Origin of the sequence: Stenotrophomonas sp. YIM B06876 (assembly GCF_030711595.1) — a bacterium.
GTDB lineage: Bacteria > Pseudomonadota > Gammaproteobacteria > Xanthomonadales > Xanthomonadaceae > Stenotrophomonas.
On the sequence record NZ_JAUJUJ010000122.1, the window covers coordinates 1,066 to 2,294 of the forward strand.

Sequence of the window (1,229 nt, forward strand, 5' to 3'; positions counted from 1 at the left end):
GTTTCCCCACAACCGCCCGCGCCGCCTGCGCCGCGATGCCTTCACGCGCAACCTGGTGCGCGAGCATGCCGTGACGCCGCACGACCTGATCTACCCGGTGTTCGTGCACGCGGGCCAGAACCTGCGCCAGGCCGTGCCCTCCATGCCCGGCGTGGACCGCCTGAGCCTGGACCTGCTGCTGCCCGTGGCCGAAGACTGCGTCAAGCTCGGCATTCCCGTCATGGCGCTGTTCCCCTCGATCGCCGCGGCGCTCAAGACGCCCGACGGCAAGGAAGCGCTGAACCCCGATGGCCTGATCCCGCGCGTGGTGCGGGCCCTGAAGAAAGAATTCCCCGACCTGGGCGTGATGACCGACGTGGCGCTCGACCCCTACACCAGCCACGGCCAGGACGGCGTGCTCGACGAGACCGGCTACATCCTCAACGACGAAACCGTCGAAGTGCTGGTGGGCCAGGCCCTGGCCCATGCCGAGGCCGGCGTGGACATCGTCGCGCCCAGCGACATGATGGACGGGCGCATAGCCGCCATCCGCGAGGCGCTCGAAGCCCACGGCCACATCCACACGCGCATCATGGCCTACAGCGCCAAGTACGCCAGCGCCTTCTACGGCCCATTCCGCGACGCCGTTGGCACGCGCGGCGCGCTGGGCAAGGCCGACAAGAACTGCTACCAGATGGACCCCGGCAACAGCGACGAGGCGCTGCGCGAAGTGGCGCTCGACATCGCCGAAGGCGCCGACATGGTGATGGTCAAGCCCGGCATGCCCTACCTCGACGTGGTGCGCCGCGTCAAGGACGAGTTCAAGGTGCCGACCTTCGCCTACCAGGTGAGCGGCGAATACGCCATGCTCAAGGCCGCCGCCGCCAATGGCTGGCTCGACCACGACGCCGTGATGATGGAAAGCCTGCTGGCNGGTGATGGTCAAGCCCGGCATGCCCTACCTCGACGTGGTGCGCCGCGTCAAGGACGAGTTCAAGGTGCCGACCTTCGCCTACCAGGTGAGCGGCGAATACGCCATGCTCAAGGCCGCCGCCGCCAATGGCTGGCTCGACCACGACGCCGTGATGATGGAAAGCCTGCTGGCCTTCAAGCGCGCCGGCGCCGACGGCGTGCTGACCTATTTCGCGCGCGACGCGGCGCGGCTACTTCAAAAATAAGAGCTGCCAGCGCTTACCTGGCAAGCGTTATAGGCTGATTTCACGCTATTTCTATAGCCAGGCCAGGCCGTT

At 67.0% G+C, this 1,229-nt stretch carries 2 pseudogenes; both read left to right on the forward strand.

Features of this window, described 5'->3' with window-relative positions:
• Nucleotides 1–912, forward strand: a pseudogene (gene hemB, locus QZH66_RS15230) (porphobilinogen synthase); the annotation flags it as partial.
• Nucleotides 913–914: 2 nt separating this feature from the next.
• Nucleotides 915–1,157: pseudogene (locus QZH66_RS15235) on the forward strand (porphobilinogen synthase); the annotation flags it as partial.
• Nucleotides 1,158–1,229 lie beyond the last annotated feature (72 nt).